The organism is Bradyrhizobium manausense, from assembly GCF_018131105.1.
GTDB lineage: Bacteria > Pseudomonadota > Alphaproteobacteria > Rhizobiales > Xanthobacteraceae > Bradyrhizobium > Bradyrhizobium manausense_B.
The window spans coordinates 916,682-938,922 of the sequence record NZ_JAFCJI010000001.1 but is presented as its reverse complement, the minus strand read 5'-3'; the positions used below and the strand labels follow the sequence as shown (position 1 = coordinate 938,922).

Here is a 22,241-nt window from a genome sequence, read left to right as displayed (position 1 = left end):
CGATCTCAACGAAATGGATTTTATTTTCCACGATGCGGCAGCCGTGGAAAAGTCGCGGCAGTCTCAAGCAGTTAGACCGAAAAATACGTGAAAGCTGCTCACTCGAACAGCGGTGCCAGCACCATCTGCGGCACCAGCACGAGGCCCTTGTCGGTGATGCGAATTTCCGGAATGACCGATAGAGGAATCAAATTGAAGCCCATGTAGGGGATGGTGCAGCCGACCTCCGTCCATTCCTTCTTCAGTACCTTAACTTCTTCGGCCACTTCCGTGACGCGCTTGTCCGACAAGAGCCCCGCAATCGGTAGCGGGACCAGCGCCCTCACCTTGCCGTCGACGACGACGCAGACACCGCCCTGCTGCTCCTTGATCGCCGATATCGCCACCTGCATGTCTGGCTCGTTGGTGCCGGCGACGATGATGTTGTGGCTGTCGTGGCCGACGCTGGAGGCGACCGCACCCCGCTTCAGGCCGAAATCCTTCAACAGACCATAGGCGACGTTGCCGGCAGACTTGCCATGGCGCTCCACGACAGTAACGAAGCACAGGCCATAGCGCGCGAACAGCGACGGCCAATCCTTGGCTGGCTCGATCACGACCTTCTCATGGATCAGCGTGATGCCGGGCAGCGCGGTCTTGATCGCGTTGACCGTACAGACCTTCGTCGGGAGTTCCGGCGTCAGCTTGAGCTTCTCCGGCAGCTTGACGGTGACATAGGCTGACTTGGGATATTGATACCGCTGCGACAGCGCCTGATCGAGGCGCGGCGTGATCTTGCGGTTCTCAACGACGAGCTCACCGCCATACCAGGTCGACTGCGGCTCGAGATTGTCGTCCATCAGCACGATATCGGCTCGGCGGCCGCCGCCAAGCCCGCCGATATCGCCCTCCATGTTGAAGCGCGTGGCGCCATGTAACGAGCCCATCGACCAGGCCTGCTCAGGCGACATCCCCGTCTTCATGGCCTCGCGCACCACCCAGTCGAGGCCGAACAGCAGGAGATCATCGGCATCGCGATCGTCGGTGCACACGGCAGTGCGCTTGTGCGAGGCACCGAGCTCGGTGATCGTCCGGATCGCCTGCGGCAGCGAATGCCAGGGCGTTGTCGGAGGCCCGCCGCGCAGGAAGAGCCAGACGCCGGCGTCGAGCAAATCGTCGGCGATGTCGCGGTCGATCGCCTCATGGGTGTCGGTGACGCCACTCGCTGCATACGCCGCGACGAATTCGCGGCCGTAGATATGGCCGGACACCGGCCGCCCTCGCTTCAAGGCCGCCGCCAGGATCGCGTGGCTGCGCTCGTCACCCATGGTCACAGGCACGAAATCCATCTTCTCGCCGAGCGCGACGGCTTCAGGCCAGCGGTCGAATAGACCGGCGATCTTGTCGGGCGTGAGGTCGCCACCGGCCGTCTCCAGTTCCGCCGAGGTCGCTGGCACAGTGCTCGGCACCGTCAAGAAGATCGAGAGCGGCGCCTCGCGCGCATCCTCCAGCATGGCTTCGACGCCGGCGACGTCCATGACATTGCCGATCTCGTGGCTGTCGCAGAAGATCGTGGTAGTGCCGTTCAGCAACGCGGCCTCGGCATAGGCGCAGGCCGTCACCATCGAGGATTCGATGTGGATGTGCGGATCGACCAGCCCCGGCGCGATGATGCCGCCGGCGGCGTCGTAAACTGCGACGTCGCTCCAAGTCTTCTTTGCCGCGCCTGATGGCTTCACCGCCGCGATACGGCCGCTGGTGATCCAGACCTCCCGTCCCGGATGAATCCGCTCCGAATAGGTTGAGAGCACCCTCGCACCCGTTATGACGAGGTCCGGCGCGGCGCGCGCCGAGGCGACGTCGGCAAGGCGTCGTGTCATCGTATGCAACGGCGCGACGGCAAAGCGGGTGAGTCTGGTCATCAGAGCCCTCGCGTGGTGTTACGACCCAACGATGGTTACGCTCCGCGCCAAAGCGGGCAAGCTCAAATATAGCAGCACGCGTGCTTAAGCCCTAGGCGGTGGGCCGCCCGCTATCCCCGACCCTGTAGATCTGCACGAGTTCCGTCTCTCGGCGGTGGCGGGTTTGACCCAAGCCGCTTCCTCAATCCTGTTTCACCGCCGGCGTCACGCCGCCGAGCGCCGCTGTAAGTTCCGCCGCCACCTCGCGCACCATACGGCCGACCTCGGGGAGCCGCTCATCGGTGATGCGGCTGGTCATGCCTGATACCGAGATCGCGGCGAGCGGCTCGGCGAGCGCGTTGTAGACCACAGCGGCGACACAGCGCAGGCCCATCTGTGCCTCCTCGTCGTCGATCGCAAAACCTTGTTTGCGGACCGTCGCGAGCTCCTTGAACAGGTCGCCCGGCCGCACGATGGATTTTTCCGTAAGCCTTGGCATACCGTGATGGCGGATGACGGCACCGACGTCCTCGTCGGAATAAGTCGCGAGCACGGCCTTGCCGACGCCTGAGGTCACCATCGCCACGCGGCCGCCGACCTTGGTCAGCGAGCGCATGATCTCGCGGCTCTCCATGCGGGTCAGAACGATGATGAATTCATCGTCGACGACCGCCAGATTGGCGGTCTCGCGGGTGAGATCGCGCAGCTTGCGCAAATAAGGAATTGCCTGCGCGCTAAAATTGCGCCTCCGCGCAAAGCTGGCGCCGACCGTGAAGCTGCGGACGCCGACATGCCATTTCGACTCGGCGCGATCGAACTGCACGAAGCGCCGGCTTTCCAGTGTCGCCAGCAGGCGGTGCACGGTCGAGGCTGAGAGCCCCGTGCGGACCGCGAGATCGCTGAGGCGATAGCCTTCGTCGTCCTCCGCCAGCGTCTCGAGGATCGACAGCGCACGGTCGACCGACTGCACGCCGCCGTCGCGGTCAGCCTCTGATGCCGATCGTGGCTCGATGGATTTGCGCCGGATCACGTTCTTGCTCATCGCGACCTGACAGTTATCACCTCTCCCCGCGGACGGGGAGAGGTGAAGTCTTCGTCTCAGAGCAGGCCCGCGCCGCGGGCCCACTTGTACTTGGCACCGAGCACCTCGACCGGCAGTTCGGTCGAGTAGGCATAGGCCGGGATACCGTTCTGGTAGAGATATTCGGCGGCCTCCTCGACTTCGACGTCGCCGGCGAGCGAGGCGACGATCGGCTTCACAAAGCCCTTGGCCTCCATCTCCTTCTTCACCTCGACCATGTTGCGGGCGAACACCATCGGCGGCGTGACGATGGTGTGCCAGTAGCCCAGGATCAGCGAGTGGATGCGCTCGTCCGACAGGCCGAGCTTCACCGTGTTGACGTAGGTGATCGGGGGCTCGCCGCCGGTGATGTCCACAGGATTTCCGGCCGCGCCGAACGGCGGGATGAACTTGCGGAAGGCCGTATCGAGATCCGGCGGCATCGACATCAGCGACAGGCCGTTGTCGACGCAGGAGTCCGACAGCAACACACCCGAGCCGCCCGCACCGGTGATGATCAGCACGTTTTCGCCCTTCGGCGTCGGCAGCACCGGAACGCCGCGGGCGAATTCGAGCAACTGCCGAAGCGAGCGGGCGCGGATCACGCCGGACTGCGCCAGGACATCCTCGTAGATCTTGTCGTTACCGGCGAGCGCGCCGGTGTGCGACGAGGCAGCCTTCGCGCCAGCCGAGGTGCGGCCGGCCTTCAGCACGACGACCGGCTTCTTCTTGGAGACGCGCTTGGCGGCTTCCGCAAAAGCGCGGCCGTCCTTGAGATCTTCGCAGTGCTGCGCGATCAGGTTGGTGTTCGGATCCTGCTCGAAGAAGGCGAGCAGATCGTCCTCGTCGATATCGGACTTGTTGCCGAGGCCGACGATCGCGGAGACGCCCATCTTGGCCGAGCGCGAGAAGCCGATGATGGCCATGCCGATGCCACCCGACTGCGACGACAGCGCCGCGTGGCCCTTCACGTCGTAGGCCGTGCAGAAGGTCGCGCAAAGATTCGCCGGCGTATAATAGAAGCCGTAGATGTTCGGCCCCATCAGGCGGATGTCGTACTTCTTGCCGACTTCGACGATCTCGGCCTGCAGCTCCGGCGCACCGGCTTCAGCGAAGCCTGACGGGATCAGCACGGCGCCGGGGATCTTCTTCTCACCGCATTCGGTGAGCGCGGCCGCCACGAACTTCGCGGGAATCGCAAACACCGCGGTGTCGATCACGCCAGGCACGTCCTTGACGCTCTTGTAGGCTTTATAGCCGAGGATTTCGGCCGCCTTGGGGTGGATCGGATAGATCTCTCCCTTGTAGCCGCCGTTGATGAGGTTCTTCATCACGGAGTTGCCGATCTTGCCATCCTCGGCTGAGGCGCCGACCACGGCAACCGCCTTCGGCTGCATGATGCGGTTCATGGCCGCGACGATCTCTTCGGTCGGGCGCGGCTTCGGCTTCGGCACGTAGGCGAAGTCGACGACGATGCGCACGTCGGCAGCGATCGCGTCCTTTGCGGTGGCGAACACCGGGTTGAGGTCGAGCTCGACGATCTCCGGGAAATCGGTGACGAGCTGCGAGACCTTGACGATGACGTCGGCCAGCGCGGTACGGTTCACCGGTTCACCGCCCCGAACGCCCTTCAAAATTTCGTGTGCCTGGATGCCGTCGAGCATCGACAGCGCATCTTCCTTGGTCGCGGGCGCAAGGCGGAAGGTGATGTCCTTCAGCACTTCGACCAGCACGCCGCCGAGGCCGAAGGCCACCAGCTTGCCGAACGAGCCGTCGGTGATCGAACCGACGATGACTTCGGTGCCACCGGCCAGCATCTGCTGCACCTGGATGCCCTCGATCTTGGCATCGGCCTTGTACTTCTTCGCGTTTCCGAGAATGGTCTCGTAGGCCTTCTCGGCATCCTGCGCCGTCTTGACGCCGACGATGACGCCGCCGGCTTCGGTCTTGTGCAGAATGTCCGGCGAGACGATTTTCATCACCACCGGGAAGCCCATCGACGACGCCATCTTGCCGGCCTCGCCGGCCGACTTCGCCACGCCCTCTTTCGGCACCGGAATGCCATAGGCGTCGCAGACTACCTTGCCCTCGGGCGCGGTCAGGCTGGTGCGGTTGTCGACCTTGACCTGGTCAAGGACCTTGCGGACGACGTCTTTGGAATTGGACATAGGCTTCTCCCTTGACCTTCAGTTCTTGCTTTGCGAAGCGCGCGTGATGCGGCTGCCGTGACACTTGCCATCGCCGCACTCTGTTCCATCTAGCGGAACGAAGCGGCGAAATGCCTTGATTACTCCGCCAGCTTGGATCAAAAATGGCTAGCGATGGCATTTGGTATGCCAGAAGCCAACTTGTCAAGTCGAAGCACCACCTAGAACGCCGCAAAAAATAGCCAGCTTGACATTCTGGCATGTGGTATGCCAAAAACTTTCCGGTAAATAATCCTGTAAAAGACGACTCCCACTGGAGGAGAATCGTCGTGTCACTGCGGAAATCAACCAAGGCGTTGCCGAACATGGCCGAGGCAGACATCGCAATCGTTCGTATTGCCCCGGAGAGCAGCTTCAAGAACAAGGCGTACGACGCCTTGAAGGAAGCCATCCTCAGGATGGACATCTATTCGACGCCCGAGCCGGTCATGCTGGACGAGCGCGCGTTGTCCGAACGTCTGGGTGTCAGCCGCACGCCGATCCGCGAAGCCATTGCGATGCTCGAGCAGGACGGTTTCGTGAAGACTGTGCCGCGTCGCGGCATCATGGTGGTGCGCAGGACCAAGAGCGAGATCGTCGACATGATCCGCGCCTGGGCGGCGCTGGAGAGCATGGCGGCCCGCCTCATCACCAACACCGCGCGCAAGAAGGACATCTCGGCGCTGCGCGACTTCTTCAAGGACTTCGGCAAGGACCGCCTGCCCGAGGATCACGTCGAGGAATATTCGCGCGCCAACATCGCTTTCCACCAGGCGCTGATCTCGCTGTCGGAATCCCCCGTGCTGGTCGACCTCACCAACGACCTCTTGCTGCACGTGCGCGGCTACCGGCAACTGACGATCGGCCGCAAGGACCGCACCGCGACCTCACTGCCCGAGCATCTCGCCATGATCGAGGCGCTGGAAGCCCGCGACACCGAGCTCGCCGAGAAGCGCGCCCGCGACCACACCCTTGGCCTTGCCGCCTACGTCGAAGCGCATGGTCAAGAACTGTTCACCTAGCAACGTTCACCAGAAGGGCGAGAAACTCGCCCCACTACTTGAGACCAGGGAGATAAGGCCCATGCTGAACACCGCGACCAAGTCCGAAGCACCGGGCACCGAGCAGGAACTGACGGATGGCTTCCATCTCGTCATCGACGCGCTCAAGCTGAACGGCATCAACACCATCTATAATGTGCCGGGCATCCCGATCACGGATTTGGGCCGCATGGCGCAGGCCGCCGGCATTCGCATGATCTCGTTCCGCCACGAGCAGAACGCCGGTTACGCCGCAGGCATTGCCGGCTACCTCACCAAGAAGCCCGGCATCTGCCTCACCGTCTCCGCGCCAGGCTTCCTCAACGGTCTCACCGCGCTCGCGCACGCCACCACCAACTGCTACCCGATGATCCTGATCTCGGGCTCCTCCGAGCGCGAGATCGTCGACCTCCAGCAGGGCGACTACGAAGAGATGGACCAGCTCGCGATCGCAAAGCCGCTGTGCAAGGCGGCCTATCGCGTGCTGCACGCCCAGGACATCGGCATCGGTCTCGCCCGCGCCATCCGCGCCGCGGTCTCGGGCCGTCCGGGCGGCGTCTATCTCGACTTGCCGGCGAAACTGTTCGGTCAGGTGATGAACGCCGATGCCGGCCAGAAGTCGCTGGTCAAGGTGATCGATGCTGCGCCGGCGCAGATCCCCTCGCCCGCTTCGATCAAGCGCGCACTCGACGTGCTGAAGAGCGCCAAGCGTCCGTTGATCATCCTCGGCAAGGGCGCCGCCTACGCGCAGGCCGACGAGGAGATCAAGACTTTTGTCGAGAAGAGCGGCGTGCCCTTCCTGCCGATGAGCATGGCCAAGGGCCTCCTCGCCGACACGCATCCGCAGTGCGCAGGCGCGGCCCGTTCGACCGTGCTGAAGGACTCCGACGTCGTCATGCTGATCGGCGCGCGATTGAACTGGCTGCTCTCGCACGGCAAGGGCAAGAACTGGGGCGAGACCCCCAAGAAGTTCATCCAGGTCGACATCGAACCGCGTGAGATGGACTCCAACGTCGAGATCGTCGCGCCCGTCGTCGGCGATATCGGCTCGGTCGTTGCCGCCTTCAATCAGGCGATCGCTTCGGGCTGGACCGCCCCGCCCGCCGAATGGACCAAGGCCATCGTGACCAAGCGCGACGAGAACGTCGCCAAGATGGCGCCGAAGCTCATGAACAACAAGTCGCCGATGGATTATCACGGCGCGCTCGGCGTGCTGAAGAACGTGATCAAGGATCATCCCGAGGCGATCCTCGTCAACGAAGGCGCCAACACGCTCGACCTCGCCCGCGGCGTCATCGACATGTACCGTCCGCGCAAGCGTCTCGACGTCGGCACCTGGGGCGTGATGGGCATCGGCATGGGCCAGGCGATCGCGGCTGCGCTCGAAACCGGCCACCCCGTGCTCGCGGTTGAAGGCGACTCGGCCTTCGGCTTCTCCGGCATGGAGGTCGAGACCATCTGCCGCTACAACCTGCCGATCTGCGTCGTCATCTTCAACAATGACGGCATCTATCGCGGCACCGACGTCAACAGCGTCAACGCCGATCCGGCGACGACCGTGTTCGTCAAGGGCGCGCGTTACGACAAGATGATGGAAGCCTTCGGCGGCGTCGGCGTGAATGCCACCTCGCCCGACGAGCTCAAGCGCGCCGTCAACGAGGCGATGGCCTCGGGCAAGCCGACGCTCATCAACGCGGTGATCGATCCGGCTGCCGGTTCCGAGAGCGGCCGCATCGGCAACCTCAATCCGCAGAGTGTTCTGCAGAAGAAGAAGTAAGTCCCCCTCAACCCTTTATTCCCTGTGGTTCGCAGGGGCAGACAGAGTACGGAGCAACATCATGACCAAAGCGCTCGAGGGCGTTCGCATTCTCGACTTCACCCACGTTCAATCGGGACCGACCTGCACGCAGCTGCTCGCCTGGTTCGGCGCCGACGTGATCAAGGTTGAACGCCCGGGCGTGGGTGACATCACCCGCGGCCAGCTGCAGGACATCCCGAACGTGGACAGCCTGTACTTCACCATGCTCAACCACAACAAGCGTTCGATCACGCTCGACACCAAGAACCCCAAGGGCAAGGAAGTCCTCACCGAGCTCATCAAGAAGTGCGACGTGCTGGTCGAAAACTTCGGCCCCGGCGTGCTCGACCGCATGGGCTTCCCCTGGGAGAAGATCCAGGCGATCAACCCGAAGATGATCGTCGCATCGATCAAGGGCTTCGGCCCCGGACCGTACGAAGACTGCAAGGTCTATGAGAACGTCGCGCAGTGCACCGGCGGCGCCGCCTCCACCACCGGCTTCCGCGACGGTCTGCCGCTCGTCACCGGCGCACAGATCGGCGACAGCGGCACCGGCCTGCATCTGGCGCTCGGCATCGTCACCGCGCTCTATCACCGCACCCATTCCGGCAAGGGCCAGCGCGTCACGGCTGCGATGCAGGACGGCGTGCTCAACCTCGCCCGCGTCAAGCTGCGCGACCAGCAGCGCCTCGCCCACGGTCCGCTCAAGGAATACAGCCAGTTCGGCGAAGGCATTCCGTTCGGCGATGCCGTGCCGCGCGCCGGCAACGATTCCGGCGGTGGCCAGCCCGGCCGCATCCTGAAGTGCAAGGGTTTCGAGACCGATCCCAACGCCTATATCTACTTCATCACCCAGGCCCCGGTCTGGGAGAAGATCTGCGACGTGATCGGCGAGCCGACCTGGAAGACCGATCCGAACTACGCCAAGCCGGCGGCCCGCCTGCCGCGCCTGAACGAGATCTTCGCGCGCATCGAACAGTGGACGATGACGAAGACCAAGTTCGAGGCGATGGAAATCCTCAACAAGGACGACATCCCCTGCGGCCCGATCCTGTCGATGAAGGAGATCGCCGAGGACCAGTCGCTGCGCGCGACCGGCACCGTGGTCGAGGTCGATCATCCAACCCGCGGCAAGTACATCTCGGTCGGCAACCCGATCAAGCTGTCGGACTCACCGGCGGACGTCACCCGCTCTCCGCTGCTCGGCGAGCACACCGACGAGATCCTGCGCGCGGTGCTCGGCTTCAGCGACCATCAGGTCGCCGAGATCCACAAGTCCGGCGCACTCGACCCGCCGCAGAAGCAGGCCGCCGAGTAAGCGGCACCGACTCGATCAAGACGAAAGGGCCGCCCTCAAGGCGGCCCTTTTGCATTTGAGAGGCCGTGCCGCCATAGGCCCCCGACCAAAAACTGCAAAACAACCCCATGCACAGTAGCCAAATACCAAGGCGTCACGTGTAACTTCTGATTAGTCGAAATTCCCTTTGACGCGTCGGGCAAAACAGGGGTAGGATGCCACTCTCGGAAGAATTGCCCTTCCTGACGAAGTGCACCTTGAAGCACCGCTGGTATCCGCGGCCTCTTTAGTCGGCGCCGTTTTTTGGGGAATTCATTTTCGCAAAAGGAATTTGGCCATGCTTGCTGAATTCGCGGCCCGACACGCTGCCGCTCGGAACATCCACTACGGCTGGGTCATGGCTGCACTGGGATTTCTCTACTCCCTGTTTGCAAGCTCGGCGCTCGGTGTGCCCAGCGTCCTGATGCGAGAGATCGCGGCTGACGTGCACGTCAGCATGGGTGAGCTCTCGGCGTCGCAGGGACTTCGCTTCGCATTGTTCGGACTGGTGGCACCGTTCGCCGGCGGCCTCATGCTCCGCTATGGGCCGAGGATGATGCTGGCGATCGCCGGCACGCTCGCGTTGGCCGGATTACTGCTGACGATCGTCATGACGAACCGCTTCGAGATGTGGTTTGGCCTCGGGCTCATTCTCGGCATCGCGCCTGGGCTCACGGCCCTGCAACTGGCCGCGGTCGTTTCGGTGCGCTGGTTCACGAAGCACCGGGGACTGGTGGTCGGCCTCCTCAACGGATCAATTGCAACCGGCACCTTGATCTTCATGCCGCTGGGGGCGTGGATCGCCGAACATTGGGGCTGGCGCGTCGCGCTCATTCCGTCCGGCCTCGGTCTTTTCCTGTCGCTGGTCCTGTTTCTGTTGTTCGGGAAGGACCGTCCGCAGGAATTGGGACTGGCGCCACTCGGGGAGACGGCGATGCCGCCGATCCCTGCAATTCCCGCGCAAAACTTTGCGGTGATCAGTTTTCAGGGCCTGCGCCTCGCATCAACCCGCCTGGTGTTCTGGGTGCTGGCGGCGACGTTCCTGATCTGCGGCGTATCCAGCTACGGGCTGACATCGACCCACTTCGTACCGTTCTGCGGCGATCTTGGCCTGCCGGCCGTGACCTCGGCAGGCCTGCTCGCCATGATCGGGGTGTTCGACCTGATCGGTACCATCGGTTCGGGATGGCTGTCCGACCGCTACGACAACCGATGGCTGTTGGCGATCTACTACGGCTTTCGAGGCCTTGCGCTGATCTGGCTCGTGGAGTCCAACGCGACGCTGGGTGCGATGAGCGCGTTCGCGATGCTTTACGGGCTCGACTTCATCGCGACCGTTCCGCCCACGGTCAAACTGACGGTCGGCACGTTCGGGCGGGAGATGGGACCGGTGATCTTCGGCTGGATTTTTGCCGCCCATCAGCTCGGCGTTGGCCTGATGGCATTTGCCGCGGGCGTCAGCAGGGATGCGCTGGGGACCTATGTACCCGCGTTTCTTGTTGCCGGGCTCCTCTGCCTATTGGCGGCCGCGGCCTTTGCGCTGGTGAAGCGCCCGGCGGTTCCGGCAACGGCATAGCGCAGATGCCGGGCCGAACCACTCCCAGGCCTACGCGGCCTCCCCTCGGTCTAGTGCGGCGGAGGCGGTACCACCATCGGCTCGAGAGCTCCCCTCGGCACCGACCGGGTCGAGGGCCTGGAGCCGCCGCCACGATACCAGGGATTTGAAATGCAATGGGCAGCCATCCCTGATGCCGTGACCCGGCAGGCCTGAAGCGTATCGTACGAGCATCCGCTCCACCCGGGATAATCCCTGCCCTGAAGGCAGAATGGATATTGTGAAAACTCTGCTGAAGCCGGGCCGACTGAACCAATCGCAATTCCCATGAGCAATGCTGCGACGAGATAACGTGTCAAATGCGGTCTCCAATCCCTGCGCACCCGGCCGTTGCAGGCACAGTGTTTCGCAATGAAGTCGGGACGGCACGACAGTCTTGATCTAGGTCAAGCCCGTCGCGTCATGACAGAGTTCTTGGGAAGACAGGGCGACACGGCTTGTTCTCGCAAGAAGGAGGCGCGTTTCCTTCCAACGTTCCCTCCGTTCGGCACCACGAGATGAGACGCCCGATACTCCGAAGCCTCGCATTACTCCCTCCGCGCAGCCGTCTGGGCCTCGCGGCCATTGTCCTGACATCGATCGCGGCCACGATCCTGGCCGTGGCGTATGTTCTGCAAACCGCACCATCGCGTCACATCGTCCTTGCGTCCGGGCTCGAAGACGGCCTGCTGCACCAGCATGCAAGACGCTACATCGACATCCTGGCGCGATCCGGCGTTACGGTCGAAGAACGGATCACCAATGGCCCGGCAGATAATCTGAGGCTGCTGCAGGATCCGAAATCAGGCGTCGATATCGGCTTCACCCAAGGCGGCCTCGCACGGACGTCCGATACGAGCAACGTCATGATGCTCGCGAGTCTCTATTACGTGCCGCTTTGGATATTCCACCGCAAGGCGGAGCCGCTCAACTTCGTCAACGAGTTGCGCGATCACAGGGTTGCCGTGGGCGTCGCCGGCAGCGGGGCACGCTCACTCAGCGACTCCGTCTTCGAGCTCAACGGGCTCTCGTCCGACAACGTCAAAATGCAGCCCTTGAGCAACCTCGCCGCTCTGCTTGCGTTACGCTCGGGGGATGTCGATGCCGCCATCTTCGTCGATGGCGCAGACAATCCCGCCGTCTGGAACGCGCTTCGCGATCCGTCCCTGAGCGTTTTGAGCTACAGCAGGGCCGAGGCATATCGCCGCCGGCTCAACTTCATCAGCACACTCAAACTGCCACCCGGCGTGATCGACCTGGCCGACAACATTCCGGAGAAAGAGGTCGACCTGATTGGCACCAAGGAGATGCTGGTGGCCCGAAAGGACCTTCATCCGGCCATCACGCATCTGCTGATCGACGCCGCGCGCGAGATTCACGGCAAGCAAGGCCTCTTCGAGGATGCCGGCGAATTTCCGAGCACGACTCAGGTCGATCTAACCGTCTCGACTGACGCCGACCAGCACCGGCGTTTCGGCCGCACCATTCTCTATCAGTACATGCCGTTCTGGATTGCCGCATTGGGCGAGCGCTCCATCATCGTCTTGCTGCCACTCGCCGCAATCCTGTTTCCGCTCTTCCACTATTTGCCTCAATTGGTGCGCTGGCACGTCCGGTCACGCATTTTCCGTTGGTATGGCGAGCTGGCCATGCTCGAGCGCGACGTGGCCGCACGCACGGGCGATTTGCCGATCGACAAATGGCTGACCGATCTGACGCGCATCGAAGACGCTGTCTCGAGAATTCATACGCCGACGGGATTCGCGAGCGAAGCCTACACGCTGCGCGAACACATCGGCCTAGTCCGCCGCGCCATCATTGCCCGGAACAAAATGCCCGCCCCGGCGGGAGCAAAGCGCGGGGTCGGGTCGGAGGCCAACATTGGTTGATTATGCTTTGCATTGCGAGTTAGGAGCGTCGTCTCCGCTTGATTGCCCGCTTTGCCGACCGGGTAGCCCGGCCCGCAGTCGTCTTTTGTCCGCGCAGACGCGCAATTTCCATCGCGGCCTCGGCAAATTGCGAGCGAACGATCTCGAAGGCGCGTTCGGCCGCCGGTACAAGCGTGCGTCCCTGGCGCCGCACGATACCGAGTGTCATCTCGAGATCATCCAGTGGCGGATCGACGTCGAGCGCGACCACCTCGCCGGTACGCAGTGCGTCGATCATTGACAGGTCCGTGGCCGGGACCACCGCATCGCTCCCGACGATCACCCGTCGCACCGACGTGACGTCGTCGGCGATGATCCCGAAATGATCAATCACCGGCGGCCGCAATGAATAGAGCTGTGCAAATCGCCGCAATAGTGTTTCTTCGAGGTGGCCTGTCCCGACGACGGCATATGCCTTGAGTTCGCCGATCCCGATCCGCCGCTTCGCCGAAAGCGGGTGATCCTTGCGGCCGAACCAGCCGAACGTACAGGGAAAGACCGGCTCGGCCGCCAGATCCGGCACCAGCGCTGCGACGCTAATGTCACCGACAAAGAAGTCGAGCGTCTCGCCAATGAGCGCCTCGACCATCGTGTCCGACGTCTTGATCAGCGCACTCAGCTTGAGTGCGGGCGCCTCCTGCATCAGCTTCAACATCATGGGTCCGAGCAACCAGGCTGCGAGCGAGGAGCCCATGGCGAACGAGAGCCGTCCGAGCTCGCCACCCCGCATCAATTTGAGCTCGCGTGTTCCCTCGTTTGCATCGAACACGATCTGACGCGCACGCTTCGCATAAGCCAAGGCGTAGGGTGTCGGCCGAAGCCGCCGGCCCGTTCGGTCGAACAGTGGCGCACGCAGTTCGTCTTCGAGCGCGCTCAGGCTTCGCGACAGCGCCGGCTGGCTGAGATGCACCGCCTCAGCGGCCGCACTCAGCGATCCCAGATCGAGAACCGCAAGGAAATGGCGAAGCTGTCGTGTGTTCACGGCGTCCCGCTAATTGCATCTCATGCATGGATTATGAAGTATAAATGCAATATCCGCAAATGCCCCGGCGCGATATTGGTGCGCCATGGATTGCCAGTCGCCGACCACATTTCCGGTCCGGCCCGTCGTTGCAATCATGAGCGATTGCATCGACTCGCATGGACACCCTGCCTACGCGGCCCTGCACGGATATGTGCGGGCTGTGAGCGAGATGGCGCACGCGCTCCCCGTTCTCCTGCCGGCGGCCCCCGGTTGCGTCGACATGGAGAGCCTGCTCGCCGGCATCGATGGCCTTGTCCTCACGGGCAGTCCCTCGAATGTCGCGGCCGAGCGCTATGCTGCTCCGCCGCTGGCGCCAACGGTAAAGCTGGATCGCGACCGCGATGCAGTCGTATTGCCGATGATACGCCGGCTGATCTCTGCGGGCCTTCCCGTCCTCGGCATTTGCCGCGGATTGCAGGAGATCAACGTGGCCTTCGGCGGCACTTTGCAGCCCGCCGTTCACGAACGGCCGGGCGGTCTCGATCACCGCGAGGGCGATCACGATCGTCCGATCCAGCGTTGGTACGACGACAGTCATGACGTGCACATCGCCCGCGGCGGCAAGCTCGCAGAACTCACGGGTGAAGACCGCGTTCGGGTCAATTCGTTGCATCACCAGGGCATCGAGCGCCTTGGTCGAGGCCTGCGCATCGAAGCGACGGCGCCGGACGGACTGATCGAAGCCTTCTCGATCGACGATGCGCATCAATGGACGCTGGCGCTGCAATGGCATCCGGAAATGCGCATCGATGACAGTGGGCTCAGCCGCGCGATTTTTGCCCGTTTTGGTGCGGCCTGCCAGGACCGTCGGACTGCAAGACACCGCGACAAGCCATTCAAGCACGTTGAGAGCGACTCATGAACAACAAGGATATTCTCGACCTCTTCAGCACGAGCTATGTGCAAGCGCGCGCGAAATTCATGCAGGCCGCGGCGTTGCGCGCGCTCCCGGTCACCTCGTTCGTGCTGCCCCTTCAGGGCGTGCGGGGCGAAACGCTGGCGACCGACGTGGTTTTCGACGGCCCCGTCGATGCCGCGTCGCTGCTGATCGTGATCAGCGGGGTTCACGGCGTCGAGGGCTACTGCGGTTCGGCCATCCAGACCGGAATACTTGGCTTGCAGGAGCATGTCCGCGCGAAGTCAGACGTCGCCGTATTGCATATTCACGCGTTGAATCCCTACGGGTTTTCGCACTCGCGCCGCGTCACCCAGGAAAATGTCGACCTCAATCGCAACCTGATCGACTTTTCCGCGCCCTTGCCCGTCAACGCCGACTACGCCGCCATACACGATCTTCTGCTGCCGGCGGCTTGGCCTCCGCAGCCCGACAACGAGGCAAGCCTTGCCGCCTATGTCGAGCGGGTCGGACAGCGCGGGCTGCAACGCGCGATGTCGATGGGACAATACGCATTCGAGGACGGCATGTTCTTCGGCGGAGCCGGTCCAACCTGGAGCAACGAGACCTTCAGACGCATTCTGCGGGAATTCGCCATCGGACGCGAACACATCGCCTCGATCGACATCCACACCGGCCTTGGCCCATACGGCTTCGGAGAGCGCATTTTTGCCTGCCCTGAGGACCCCGTCGTTCTTGAACGCGCGCGTTCATGGTGGGGCAAGCTGACGTCGGTCGTGTCAGGCACGTCGACCAGCATCCCGCTCAACGGACCAATCCAGACCGCGTTTTCGCAGGAATGCCCCGACGCGCTTCACACCCATATCTGCCTCGAATACGGCACGCGGCCCTTCCCGCAGGTCCAGAACGCGCTGCGCGCCGAACAATGGCTGCACCGGTCCGGAAGCGCCAATGCCGAGCAGCGCATGTCGATCAAGCAGACACTCAAGGATGCCTTCTATCCCGACGCCGACGATTGGAAAATCCCGGTCTGGCAGCAAGCGCGCGAAGCCTATCTGCAGGCGCTCCACGGACTTAATGCCACGCAGATCCCGACAGCTCTCGAAGTGGCCTAAAGCAGAACGCGACAACACGTCATTCCAGCAGGAACATCGACACATGAGCACGATTGCCACCTCGCAATTGCAGATGGATGCCATGGACGGCAAGCCGCAGCGCACGGTCGCAGCGCGAGGCGTGAGCCGCAAGGCGGTCGCGGCTGCCGTCGCCGGCAACGCCCTCGAATTCTACGACTTCGTCATCTACGCCTACTTTGCAGTCTACATCGGCCGCGCCTTCTTCCCGATGGGTGGCGAGTTCGGCAGCCTGCTTGCCTCCGTCGCGACGTTCGGTGTCGGCTTCTTCACTCGTCCGCTCGGCGGCATCCTGATCGGCGCTTTCGCGGACAGGGCGGGACGCCGGCCGGCCATGATCCTCACCGTCGTGCTCATCACGGTCGGCACACTGGGCCTGGCCGCGACACCGAGCTACGCCAGCATCGGCATCGCGGCGCCGATCCTGGTCGTTATCTGCAGGCTGCTGCAGGGCCTTGCGATCGGCGGCGAGGTTGGACCGTCGACGGCGTTGCTGATTGAGGCCGCGCCGGTCAACAAGCGCGGTTTCTACGCGAGCTGGCAGATTGCGAGCCAGGGAATCGCGGTAGCGGTCGGTGGCCTGTTCGGCGTTACCGTCTCGCTGATCCTTTCGCCCGCTGATCTCGCGGCCTGGGGATGGCGCATTCCCTTCCTGTTCAGCCTCGTGCTCATCCCGATCGCCGTTTACATCCGGCGCAGCCTGCCAGAGACGCTCGAAACCAGCGAAAATCGGAGCACGAAGCAGATCGTCGGCTCCGTATTCTCCGGCCAGCGTCGCTATCTTGTGCTGGGTATTCTCATCACGGCAGCCGGAACGGTGTCGTCGCAGGTCGGCAACTACATGACGACCTATGCGATTCAGACGCTGCATCTGCCTGCCGCACTCGCCCAAAGCAGCGTCCTGGTCGGCGGCATCCTCACCTTTGCGTTCGGCCTGATCGCCGGCCTGCTCTGCGACCGGTTCGGCCGCAAAATCACGATGATCCTGCCGCGGGTCGCCCTGATGTTGCTGATCGTGCCGATGTTCTTCTGGCTCGCCGGCGTGCCAAACGCCACCACCCTCCTCGTGGTCACGGCGGTCCTGGCTGCCCTCACCGCACTCAGCGGCTCGGCAAGTCTGGTCGCTTTGCCCGAGATGATGCCGATGGCCATTCGCAGCACCGGGCTATCGTTGATCTATGCGATCGGCGCGACGTTGTTCGGCGGCACAACACAATTCGTAGTGACCTGGCTCTTGGCGGTGACACAGGATCCGCTCGTGCCCGCCTACTACACCGCGGCCATCAGCCTGGTCAGCATCGTGGCAATGGCCATGCTCCCCGAGACCCGGAATTTCGACGTCACGAAGTAGCGCGCCGGGCTTGGAGCTTGCCTACCCCGGCACCAGCCCCTGCCCGACCGCGTAGTCCTTGCGCAACCCCGCGGCGCTGCTTGCGCTCCGCTCGGGGGATGTCGATGCCAATCCAGTCCTTCTCCTTGCACTCGCGTCGCGAGTGCCGCCCCATTGAGGTACGAGTTTTCAATCGCGACCGACTGGTTGGCTGAAGTCTCCCTTGCAAGCTTGCCCCATGCTGCAATGCACCGCGCTGCAGCCGCAAACAGCAGCCATCAAGGCCCTTGCCCGCCTGGAGCTTTGTCCTTGTCAAACACAACTGGCGGGATCACAGTGCCATTACACCGGCACGCATAATGCCGGTTTTAATAATTTAAAATCATATGGGGCGGATTCCATGAATAGATTTTCTATTGCGAACGCCACGTTGCTTGCCCTTGGCTTCGCGCTGGTAACACCAGGTCAAGCACAAGAAGTCGCCAACCCGGACCAATGGTCCCCCTCCCGCGAAGCAAAGATCGCTCCCGTCACTCAGGATCAACTCAACGCCGCGGACAAGAACGCGACGAATTTTCTGCTGACCAACGGCAACTATTCGCAGACACGTTTTTATCCTGCCAAGCAGATCAACCGCGACAATGTAAAGAACCTGCACGTCGCCTGGATCTTCCAGACGCAGGTGAAGGAGTCCCTTGAAACGTCACCGATTGTGGTCGATGGCGTGATGTATGTGACAACATCGTTCAGCCACGTCTACGCCATCGACGCGAAGACCGGCGAACAGCTCTGGCACTACAATCACAAGATGGGTCCCATCACGACCTACTGCTGCGGCCCGAACAATCGAGGCGTTCAGGTTCTCGGCGACAAGGTCTACCTCGCCACACTTGATGCCAAACTTGTCGCGCTGAACGCAAAGACCGGCGAAGTCGTCTGGACAACCGACGTTGCCGATCCCGAACTCGGCTACAGCGAAACGATGGCGCCCACCGTCGTCAAAGACAAAGTCCTGATCGGAACGAATGGCGGCGAGTACGGAATTCGCGGCTTCGTCAGAGCCTACGACGCAAAGACCGGCAAGCAGGTCTGGAATTTCGACACCACGGCGGAGCAATCCGTCGGCGTGTGGGCGACGAAGGACGCGACCGGCCGCGACATGCACCGCAACATCCAGGCCGAAAAGGATCAACTCGCCAAGATTGGCGACCCCTACAAGAAATTGGGAGGCGGCGTCTGGCAGAACCCGGCTGTCGATCTCGCGACGAACCGAATCTACTTCGTGGTCGGCAACCCGTCGCCCGACCTCGACGGCGTATCGCGGCCCGGCGACAATCTTTACACCGACTCGCTGGTCGCGCTTGATCTCGATACCGGAAAGTATGTCTGCCACTTCCAGTACATTGCCCACGACGTCTGGGATCTCGATGCGGTCAGTCCGCCCGTGCTCGTGGACGTAAAGGACAAGAACGGCTCGACGATCCCCGGCGTGATCCATGCCGGCAAGACGGGGCACATCTATGTTCACAACCGGAAAGATTGCAGCCTGATCCGGTTCTCGGACGCGATGGTGCCGCAGGAGAACATGTGGACCCTGCCGACGAAGGAAGGCGCGCGGATGCTTCCCGGTGCAAATGGCGGCGTTGAATGGTCGCCGATCGCCACCGACCCCGGGCAGAAACTCGCTTACGCCATCAACCTGCATCAGCCCATGACCTACCGGGTCGAAAGCTCCGACTATCCAAACGGCAAGCTGTGGCTCGGCGGCGCTTTCACGGCCATTGCGGGTGAGAAGCAGTCGGGCAACATCACGGCCGTCAATTACGATACCGGCAAGATCAAGTGGCAGGTGAAGACGCCGGAGCCGATGATCGGGGGCATTCTGGCCACCGCAGGCGGTCTGGTGTTTACCGGCGAAGGCAACGGCAAGTTCGCCGCCTACAATTCCTCCACCGGCAAGGAACTATGGAATTTCCGAGCCGGCGCGGGCGTCAACGCGCCACCGTCCAGCTATTCGGTTGGCGGCAAGCAATACATCGTGGTCGGTGCAGGCGGCAACACCCAGGTCAACTTCAGGCGAGGCAACAATATCATCGCCTTCACCCTCGACTGACGAAGCAGACAATCGCGTCGACATCACCAAAGCGGGGCCGGTTGAGGCCCCGCTTCTGTTGAGCCTTACTGGAATGGAAATCGATGGGCGACAATTTGATTCTCAAGATATTGGCCGGGATGATTTTCGGAACGCTTTTGTGCGCAAGCCCGAGCTCCGCGCAGAGCCTGGCAGAGAAAGTCGAGGTCTGTACCGGCTGCCACGGCCAGGACGGCAAGCCGGCGGACAAGACAATCCCGATCATCTGGGGACAGCAGGCCGGCTACATCTACATCCAGTTGCGCGACTTCAAGCGGGGTGACCGCAAGAACGAGACGATGCAACCGATCGTCGCAACGTTCGAAAAGAACGACATGCTGGCGATTGCGGAGTATTTTGCTCAGAAGCCGTGGCCGAACCTCAACCAGCCGCGACCACCAAAGGACGTTACACAGAAAGCGCTCACCGCCGAGCACTCGGTGGGCTGCACCAGTTGCCATCTCGAGCAGTTTCAAGGCGCGAGCACCGTCCCCAGGCTGGCCGGGCAAAGTGAGGAATACCTGGCCAAGACCATGGCCGATTTCCGCACCCGGGCGCGCGGCAACAATCCCGGCATGACCGACCTGATGCTTGCGACTTCTCCTGACGATCTTTCAGCGCTGGCTCAGTTCCTGGCAGGGCTTTAGCTTGAGCACCCGCTTGATGTCATTGCGCCGTGAGCCGCTCACGTAAGGACGACACGGTCGTGAGATCCGCCGCGGCTTTGCCACCCCTGTCCCTCAACGAAGCGTCAGCGCCGCGTGAGATCAGCAGAGTGGCGATCTCGCATCGGCCTCCCTCCGCGGCAATCATCAGGGCAGTCCTGCCGCGCGCATCCCGATCATCGACGTGAGCGCCGGCATCGAGCAGGTATGTGACGACCTTGAGGGCGTCGGATTCTGCGACCTTTTCGTCCGCGCCCGCAGCCCACATCAGGAGTGTGAGATCGTGGACGTAGCGAGCGTTGACATCGACGTCTCGGGTAAGCAGCCGCCTGACAACATCGAGCTTGGCGCGAGCCGCCGCGTAGACGATCGGCGGCTTTCCCGTCTCATCGGGCGCGCGCTCATCGGCGCCGTGCGCAATCAAGATGTCGACGATGGTATCGTTGCCTGCATAAGCACCGGCAGCCACAGGCGAGAGGCCGCTGCGGCCCGTCAGCTTGACGTCAGCTCCTTGCGCGATGAGCTTTTGCACGACTGCGACATGGCCCCTTTCGGCTGCATAGTATAGCGCAGTCGCACCCGCCAGATTCCGGGCATTGATCGGCGCACCACGGGCAAGCAGGAGCTCCACCATTTCCAGACGGCCATTGCGCGCCGCGTGACTGAGCGGCCGTGCGCCGAACCTGTCGCGAGCATCGACCGAGGCCCCGCCGTCGAGCAATTCGGTGGCCAGGCCGGTACAATTCTCGTCTGCCGCCGAAAACAGGGCCAGCGACACCTCGGTCGCACTGACCTTGGGTCCTTCAAGTCGAAGCTGCTTTCCAAGCTGCTGGCATCGTTGGATATCGGCAGCGCGAACAACAGTCGACGCACTCAGGACAGCCACTGCGCTCGCGCAGAGAATTAGAACATGTCGGTCCAAGATAGCCCCCGCACATTTCTTTTGTCGCAAGATGCCACGGCTGTGCGCGCGTGCCAATGCTTTACCGCGTGTGGAAATCGGCTATTCCGCCGTTGTCGCGCGCGATGGCTCCGGTCAGTGCTCGCCGAGCTGCTCGCCAAAATACTTCACCACCGCCGCGTTGAACTCGCGGTGAAAGCCGGCCCGGTCGAACCCCGCCGGCGTGTCGGTGCAGATGCGCGGGATGGCTGCCGCGAGCTCCGCGGAGCACGGTGCGAGGAATGCAAAATGACCGGCCGGCACGACATGAATCTCGGGCTTGCCCGGCAGGCCGTCAGCGACCCGCGCGGTGCCCGAGCCGTCGCCGACGCCGGGGCCGCCGAACTGCGAACGCCAGAACTGGAACGGCACCTTGACCACAGCGAGATTCTCCCGCGTCAGGGTGCCCGGCGCGGGATCGACGATGACGGCGGTGCGGATACGTTCATCCCGGATCGGCTCAGGCGGCGTCACGCCGTTGTGCAGCTCGGCGCACCCGCCGGTCGTCTCCTTGCAGAGGCTGGCGACCCTGGCGAAATCCGGCCTGGTCCCCATCAGGATGAAGCCGGTCGCGCCCCCGAGCGAGAAGCCGAAGAAGCCGACTTTGGCGGGGTCGATCACCGCCCTGTCCTTCCAGTCCTTCAGCATGAAGTCGAGCAGGCGCACCATGTCCGCCGGACGCGATCCCCAGACGGAGAGCGTGTCGCGCCGCGAGGAGTCGCTATAGGTGTCGCCGGGATGATTGATGGCCGCCACGACGAAGCCAGCGTCGGCGAGCGCTTCCGCCGTGTCGTGATGCTGTCCGAAAAATCCGCCGCGGCCGTGCGAGAAAACGACGAGCGGAAGTTTTGTCCCGGTCACGGGGCAATCCTTCACGCCCTTCAGGTCGTAGTCGAAGGCAACTGAAAGACTGCCGAGCGCCACGTGCGTCGGCTCCGCTGCGCAGGGGTACCAGATCGCGCCCGACAGCGCCGGATCGGAATCGAGAAGCTGGATGCCTGCGGCTTCCGCCGGCGACCCAAGACAAAGAAGCGTAACGGCGAAAGCCCAAAGTGTTCTGCGCAACGGAAGCCCCCGATGTCACGCAGAAGTTGAGCGAGGAAGAATAGCCGAATTGTGGCTTCAGCCGATCAAACGTGTCGTCGGGGCGAACGAACGGCATGGGTCGTACTCCTCTCTCTCGCGGGATGATCTGGACAGGCTAGTTGAAACGAGCAAATAGCGCGTGATGCCCAGACATCCGATCAAGCCACGGTGAAGACCAGCGGACACCGGGAACGATCGGGATAAAAAATTTCCGATCCCTTGTCGGATCGACACCGCTTCCATCGTCCTTGGGC

At 62.7% G+C, this 22,241-nt stretch carries 17 protein-coding genes; 10 read left to right on the top strand and 7 right to left on the bottom strand.

What is annotated here, in order from left to right:
- Window positions 1–98: 98 nt before the first annotated feature.
- The 3 genes from JQ631_RS04345 to JQ631_RS04335 form a co-directional block, all read right to left on the bottom strand.
- Window positions 99–1,901 carry an adenine deaminase C-terminal domain-containing protein gene (locus JQ631_RS04345; protein WP_212324313.1) on the bottom strand — a complete coding sequence of 601 codons (1,803 nt, stop codon included), beginning with the start codon at window positions 1,899–1,901 and terminating at the stop codon, window positions 99–101.
- 181 nt (window positions 1,902–2,082) lie between these two features.
- Window positions 2,083–2,922 (bottom strand): IclR family transcriptional regulator, encoded by an 840-nt coding sequence (locus tag JQ631_RS04340; protein WP_212324311.1) that lies wholly within the window; start codon window positions 2,920–2,922, stop codon window positions 2,083–2,085.
- A 56-nt stretch (window positions 2,923–2,978) separates the two neighbouring features.
- The gene (locus JQ631_RS04335) at window positions 2,979–5,108 is read right to left on the bottom strand and encodes an acetate--CoA ligase family protein (RefSeq protein WP_212324309.1); all 2,130 of its coding nucleotides are present in this window, start codon (window positions 5,106–5,108) and stop codon (window positions 2,979–2,981) included.
- Window positions 5,109–5,452: 344 nt separating this feature from the next.
- On the opposite strand from JQ631_RS04335, the gene JQ631_RS04330 reads away from it, so the two are divergent.
- The 4 genes from JQ631_RS04330 (at window position 5,453) to JQ631_RS04315 (ending at window position 10,876) form a co-directional block, all read left to right on the top strand.
- Window positions 5,453–6,148, top strand: a complete 696-nt coding sequence (locus tag JQ631_RS04330) for a GntR family transcriptional regulator (RefSeq protein ID WP_249160460.1) — start codon at window positions 5,453–5,455, stop codon at window positions 6,146–6,148.
- A gap of 61 nt (window positions 6,149–6,209) precedes the next feature.
- On the top strand, window positions 6,210–7,943 hold the full coding sequence (gene oxc, locus JQ631_RS04325; protein WP_212324305.1) for an oxalyl-CoA decarboxylase: 1,734 nt from the start codon (window positions 6,210–6,212) through the stop codon (window positions 7,941–7,943).
- A gap of 61 nt (window positions 7,944–8,004) precedes the next feature.
- Window positions 8,005–9,282: a formyl-CoA transferase gene (frc, locus tag JQ631_RS04320; protein ID WP_212324303.1), complete on the top strand. Its 1,278-nt coding sequence runs from the start codon at window positions 8,005–8,007 to the stop codon at window positions 9,280–9,282.
- Between the two features lie 229 nt (window positions 9,283–9,511).
- On the top strand, window positions 9,512–10,876 hold the full coding sequence (locus tag JQ631_RS04315; RefSeq protein WP_212324301.1) for an MFS transporter: 1,365 nt from the start codon (window positions 9,512–9,514) through the stop codon (window positions 10,874–10,876).
- A gap of 50 nt (window positions 10,877–10,926) precedes the next feature.
- Here JQ631_RS04315 and JQ631_RS32615 read toward each other — a convergent pair whose 3' ends face one another.
- A complete protein-coding gene (locus JQ631_RS32615; RefSeq protein ID WP_433995515.1) occupies window positions 10,927–11,184 on the bottom strand; it encodes a DUF3551 domain-containing protein in 258 nt (85 codons plus the stop codon).
- Between the two features lie 168 nt (window positions 11,185–11,352).
- Here JQ631_RS32615 and JQ631_RS04305 point away from each other — a divergent pair, with 168 nt between their 5' ends.
- A complete protein-coding gene (locus JQ631_RS04305; RefSeq protein WP_212324297.1) occupies window positions 11,353–12,783 on the top strand; it encodes a TAXI family TRAP transporter solute-binding subunit in 1,431 nt (476 codons plus the stop codon).
- A 19-nt stretch (window positions 12,784–12,802) separates the two neighbouring features.
- Here the strand turns inward: JQ631_RS04305 and JQ631_RS04300 are convergent, their stop codons facing one another.
- Window positions 12,803–13,804 (bottom strand): LysR family transcriptional regulator, encoded by a 1,002-nt coding sequence (locus JQ631_RS04300; protein WP_212324295.1) that lies wholly within the window; start codon window positions 13,802–13,804, stop codon window positions 12,803–12,805.
- Between the two features lie 85 nt (window positions 13,805–13,889).
- On the opposite strand from JQ631_RS04300, the gene JQ631_RS04295 reads away from it, so the two are divergent.
- From JQ631_RS04295 to JQ631_RS04275, 5 genes are all read left to right on the top strand, one after another.
- Window positions 13,890–14,708 carry a gamma-glutamyl-gamma-aminobutyrate hydrolase family protein gene (locus JQ631_RS04295; protein WP_283841751.1) on the top strand — a complete coding sequence of 273 codons (819 nt, stop codon included), beginning with the start codon at window positions 13,890–13,892 and terminating at the stop codon, window positions 14,706–14,708.
- Window positions 14,705–15,817, top strand: a complete 1,113-nt coding sequence (locus tag JQ631_RS04290; protein ID WP_212324291.1) for a M14 family metallopeptidase — start codon at window positions 14,705–14,707, stop codon at window positions 15,815–15,817. The genes JQ631_RS04295 and JQ631_RS04290 overlap by 4 nt, the downstream gene beginning before the upstream one ends.
- A 43-nt stretch (window positions 15,818–15,860) precedes the next feature.
- The gene (locus tag JQ631_RS04285) at window positions 15,861–17,186 is read left to right on the top strand and encodes an MFS transporter (RefSeq protein WP_249160137.1); all 1,326 of its coding nucleotides are present in this window, start codon (window positions 15,861–15,863) and stop codon (window positions 17,184–17,186) included.
- A gap of 217 nt (window positions 17,187–17,403) precedes the next feature.
- Entirely contained in the window at window positions 17,404–19,278 is a 1,875-nt protein-coding gene (locus tag JQ631_RS04280; RefSeq protein ID WP_249160135.1) for a pyrroloquinoline quinone-dependent dehydrogenase, read from the top strand.
- Window positions 19,279–19,361: 83 nt separating this feature from the next.
- Window positions 19,362–19,943: a c-type cytochrome gene (locus JQ631_RS04275; protein WP_249160133.1), complete on the top strand. Its 582-nt coding sequence runs from the start codon at window positions 19,362–19,364 to the stop codon at window positions 19,941–19,943.
- Window positions 19,944–19,962: 19 nt separating this feature from the next.
- On the opposite strand, the gene JQ631_RS04270 is transcribed toward JQ631_RS04275, so the two are convergent.
- Window positions 19,963–20,940 (bottom strand): ankyrin repeat domain-containing protein, encoded by a 978-nt coding sequence (locus tag JQ631_RS04270; protein ID WP_212324289.1) that lies wholly within the window; start codon window positions 20,938–20,940, stop codon window positions 19,963–19,965.
- A 57-nt stretch (window positions 20,941–20,997) separates the two neighbouring features.
- Window positions 20,998–21,966 carry an alpha/beta hydrolase family protein gene (locus JQ631_RS04265; protein ID WP_212324287.1) on the bottom strand — a complete coding sequence of 323 codons (969 nt, stop codon included), beginning with the start codon at window positions 21,964–21,966 and terminating at the stop codon, window positions 20,998–21,000.
- Between the last annotated feature and the right edge of the window lie 275 nt (window positions 21,967–22,241).

Coding starts and splice junctions, on each gene's coding strand:
- JQ631_RS04345 (WP_212324313.1), bottom strand. CDS start 1,901: ATGACCAGACTCACCCGCTTTGCCGTCGCGCCGTTGCATACGATGACA.
- JQ631_RS04340 (WP_212324311.1), bottom strand. CDS start 2,922: ATGAGCAAGAACGTGATCCGGCGCAAATCCATCGAGCCACGATCGGCA.
- JQ631_RS04335 (WP_212324309.1), bottom strand. CDS start 5,108: ATGTCCAATTCCAAAGACGTCGTCCGCAAGGTCCTTGACCAGGTCAAG.
- JQ631_RS04330 (WP_249160460.1), top strand. CDS start 5,453: ATGGCCGAGGCAGACATCGCAATCGTTCGTATTGCCCCGGAGAGCAGC.
- oxc (WP_212324305.1), top strand. CDS start 6,210: ATGCTGAACACCGCGACCAAGTCCGAAGCACCGGGCACCGAGCAGGAA.
- frc (WP_212324303.1), top strand. CDS start 8,005: ATGACCAAAGCGCTCGAGGGCGTTCGCATTCTCGACTTCACCCACGTT.
- JQ631_RS32615 (WP_433995515.1), bottom strand. CDS start 11,184: ATGGGAATTGCGATTGGTTCAGTCGGCCCGGCTTCAGCAGAGTTTTCA.
- JQ631_RS04295 (WP_283841751.1), top strand. CDS start 13,890: ATGGATTGCCAGTCGCCGACCACATTTCCGGTCCGGCCCGTCGTTGCA.
- JQ631_RS04290 (WP_212324291.1), top strand. CDS start 14,705: ATGAACAACAAGGATATTCTCGACCTCTTCAGCACGAGCTATGTGCAA.
- JQ631_RS04285 (WP_249160137.1), top strand. CDS start 15,861: ATGAGCACGATTGCCACCTCGCAATTGCAGATGGATGCCATGGACGGC.
- JQ631_RS04280 (WP_249160135.1), top strand. CDS start 17,404: ATGCTGCAATGCACCGCGCTGCAGCCGCAAACAGCAGCCATCAAGGCC.
- JQ631_RS04275 (WP_249160133.1), top strand. CDS start 19,362: ATGGGCGACAATTTGATTCTCAAGATATTGGCCGGGATGATTTTCGGA.